The following is a 3,145-nucleotide window of genomic DNA, read 5'->3' on the forward strand; positions in this document are numbered from 1 at the left end:
GCGATGGGCGGCATGGGGCGGCAGTTCGACGGCGGCTATGCGGAATATGTTTGCGTGCCGGCCGCGCAAGTCCAGCCTCTCGAGACCACCCTTTCGTGGGAGATGCTTGGCGCATTGCCGGAGATGCTCCAGACCGCCTGGGGTTCGCTCTTCGCCGCCTTGCAGCTCAAGCGCGGCGAGCGGCTCCTGGTCCGCGGCGGGACGACCTCGGTCGGTCTTGCGGCTGCGGCCCTCGCGAGCAAACACGGCGCCGAGGTGATTTCCACCACGCGCAATCCCGCGCGCACGGAGCTGATGCGCTCCGCTGGAGCGGACCTTGTCATCATCGACGACGGCCGGATCGCGGAGAAGGTCAAGGCCGCGAGCGGAGGCGGCGTCGACAAGGTGCTCGAGCTCATCGGCACGACCACGCTGGCCGACTCCCTGCAATGCGCGCGCCCGAACGGCATCGTCTGCATGACGGGCATGGTCGGAGACAAATGGTGGTTCGATCAATTCAGCCCGATGGAGGTCATTCCCAACGCCGTCAACCTCACGGTTTATTCCGGAGGCCCCGACGACTTCATGCAGACGCCGTTGCAGGACCTGGTACGCCAGATCGAAGCAGGCGCGCTTCGCGTCCAGGTCGGGCGGGTCTTTCACCTCACGGAGATCACCGAGKCTCACCGCTGCATGGACGCCAACGCAGCGGGCGGAAAGATCGTCGTCCTGACCGATTGACGATGTGCGTCGCACTCAATGATGGTCAGAGCTACGTCATGCTGCCCGGCATGAAGCAGCGCACGCGCGGATGGCCGTCGATGTAGTGCTTCCACACCATGGTGCGCCCGATCTTGTTCGGCTCAGTGATCACGGCGCCGTCGGGCACGACCACCCATTCGTCGTCGAGATGCACACGATAGCGCCCCTTGTCGGATTCCCAATCGACATCGGCGACCATGTAGCCGTCGGCATCCGAGCAGCATTGTCCGTATTCGCTGTGCAGGCTCTCGAACCAGGGCTTGAGGGGCGAGTTGGCGTAGCGGCCGTCGTCGCGCGCCAGCGCCGAGGTCGCAAGCAGCGCCATCAGCCCCGGCAGCGCCGCCGCACATAGTCTTGCAAGTCGCATGTCGTCTCCGCGGATCGCAATCTGCGCCGCGAGGGACCAACACCGCCGTTCGCCGTCCGCGCGGTGGCGGCAGGCGTGGAAACGGCGACTCGCTCCCCAGCGGCTTTGCGACAGCTATGCAAATCCGGCGCCAGCGCGCATTCCGGAGAACTACGGCCGCACGGTGTGACCCCGGCCGGCGCGCACGTCCTGCCTATTCAACGCGCTGGCAATTTGCCGCAGCCGTTCTGGAGGCTTTCCTTGTTCCGCGAGGACGTGTACGAAACGGCCGCGGACGCGGGCCGCATCGTTTAATCAACTGTTTCAATTAGAGAAATCAGGTGTTGGCGTGACTGGCATTGGACCGTCAGCGCTATGAGTTCGAGAGAGTTGCTTCCTGGCCAGCAGGATCCGACCGACTTGCCCGCAAGCGAAGTGCAGTTTGCGCTGGTGATTTCGCGCATGCTCGATACGGTCAAGGACGACGCGGAAGCCAGGCGGCAGATGGTCTACGACCTTGCCCGCTACAAGCTCCAGGAGCAGTTCACCTACGCCGACGCCAAGAACATCGACCAGATGAAGCGGGCGCTCGAGGTCGCAATCGAGGAGGTCGAGAAGTTCTCGCGTGAAGAGGCGCCGCTGGAGCGGTTGCCGTCACAACAGCTCACCTCGTCAAAGGCGACTGAGACGGGCGGTCTTCTGGTGTCCGGCGACGCGACCGTTTTGCGATCGAGGATCGAGATATCCCGCAGCAAGCTGCCTGCGATCTCGGGCCCGCTTCTACCGGTGATCAAGCGTACGGCGGCCATCCTGCTCGCTGTTGGCGCAGTCATCCTGATCGTCTCGCAGCGAGACAACATCGCCGCGCTGCGCCGGCAGATTTCGTCTCAGGCCCCGGAGATCGCGCAGGTGTCGCCCAAGCCGGAGACGACGATCACCGTCGCCAAGCCGGAAATGATCACCCTCGCCCCGCCTCCCCCAACGCGCGTATTGCCGACCGACTACGGCGTCTACGCGTTGATCGACGACAAATCGCTGGCGGAGTTGAATGCGACCGGCGTGATGGCGCCGGACATGCGCATCGCGATTTCACCGGAGTTCAAGAAGCCCGATCGCCCGCATCTGCCAAACGGCCGCGTCAAATTCATCGTGTTTCGGCGGGACGCCGCGAACGTGATCCCGGAGCGCGTCGAGGTTCGGGTCGTCGCAAAGATCGCCAGAGAGTTTTCGACCGATGCTGCAGGCAAGAATCTAGGCGGCGGAGAAGATGTCGGGGTGATCCGAAACTTCTCCTATCCGTTCCGGGTGTCGCCGATCCCGGGCAAGCCCGAGATGTACGAGCTTCACACCGGCGATTCAGGGCTCGAGCTTGCGCCGGGACATTACGTCCTGAGCCTGGGATCGCAGGCCTATTATTTCCAGGTCGACGGCGAGATCACCGATCCCCGGCAATGCCTCGAGCGGGTCGTCGCCGGCAACGGCACCTTCTATGGGCCGTGCAAGAAGGCGCGGACGTATTGACTACTCCGTAGCCCGGGTGAGCGCAGCGATATCAGGGACAAGTGGTCCCGCATGTCGCTTCGCTCATGCCGGCTACAAGAGAATGCGGAAGCAACCCTACTGCTTTGGCGCCGGCGCCATCATTGCGCCGCCCTTCTTCGCCGCGGGCGCCGGCTTCGTCGTCGTCGCGGCTGTCGCCTGTGCGGGCAGATATTTGGCGACGATGGCGGGATCGACCTGCGCGAGGTTGGCGTCCGGCAGGCGCGTCCAGGTCTCGTCCTTGCCGAACAGGGAGATGCCGAGGAAGCCGCGCATGGTCAGGGTCTGGCCATCGGGGCTCACCGTCATCTTGGCCTTCCAGATATTGCCGTCGCGCGGATTGACCACGTTGCCGCCATCATATTTCAACCCGTCGCGCTTCATGTCGCGGATGAAGGAAAGGCCGAGCACCGGGGCGTTCTTGCGATCGTCCGTGCACTTCGCGCAGACCTCGTTCGGATCGTCGCCGGGCCGCGGGAACGTCTTGGCGATCACGCCTTCGAACACACCGTTGTGGTC

4 protein-coding genes are annotated in these 3,145 nt (G+C 64.0%); 2 read left to right on the forward strand and 2 right to left on the reverse strand.

Annotated features, from left to right (window positions below; genetic code table 11):
- Positions 1 to 720, forward strand: a 720-nt coding sequence (locus AC1D00_RS33580; protein ID WP_477013625.1) for a zinc-binding dehydrogenase, incomplete at its 5' end; no start/stop codon positions are given.
- 31 nt (positions 721 to 751) lie between these two features.
- Here AC1D00_RS33580 and AC1D00_RS33585 read toward each other — a convergent pair.
- Positions 752 to 1,108: a hypothetical protein gene (locus tag AC1D00_RS33585; RefSeq protein ID WP_477013626.1), complete on the reverse strand. Its 357-nt coding sequence runs from the start codon at positions 1,106 to 1,108 to the stop codon at positions 752 to 754.
- A gap of 399 nt (positions 1,109 to 1,507) precedes the next feature.
- Between AC1D00_RS33585 and AC1D00_RS33590 the strand changes: the two genes are divergently transcribed.
- On the forward strand, positions 1,508 to 2,608 hold the full coding sequence (locus tag AC1D00_RS33590) for a hypothetical protein (RefSeq protein ID WP_477013627.1): 1,101 nt from the start codon (positions 1,508 to 1,510) through the stop codon (positions 2,606 to 2,608).
- Between the two features lie 96 nt (positions 2,609 to 2,704).
- Here AC1D00_RS33590 and AC1D00_RS33595 read toward each other — a convergent pair.
- The coding region (locus AC1D00_RS33595; protein ID WP_477013628.1) for a DUF2147 domain-containing protein at positions 2,705 to 3,145 on the reverse strand (441 nt) is incomplete at its 5' end.

The sequence above is a fragment of the Bradyrhizobium sp. P2_E8 genome (assembly GCF_056403875.1).

Coding starts and splice junctions, on each gene's coding strand:
- AC1D00_RS33585 (WP_477013626.1), bottom strand. CDS start 1,108: ATGCGACTTGCAAGACTATGTGCGGCGGCGCTGCCGGGGCTGATGGCG.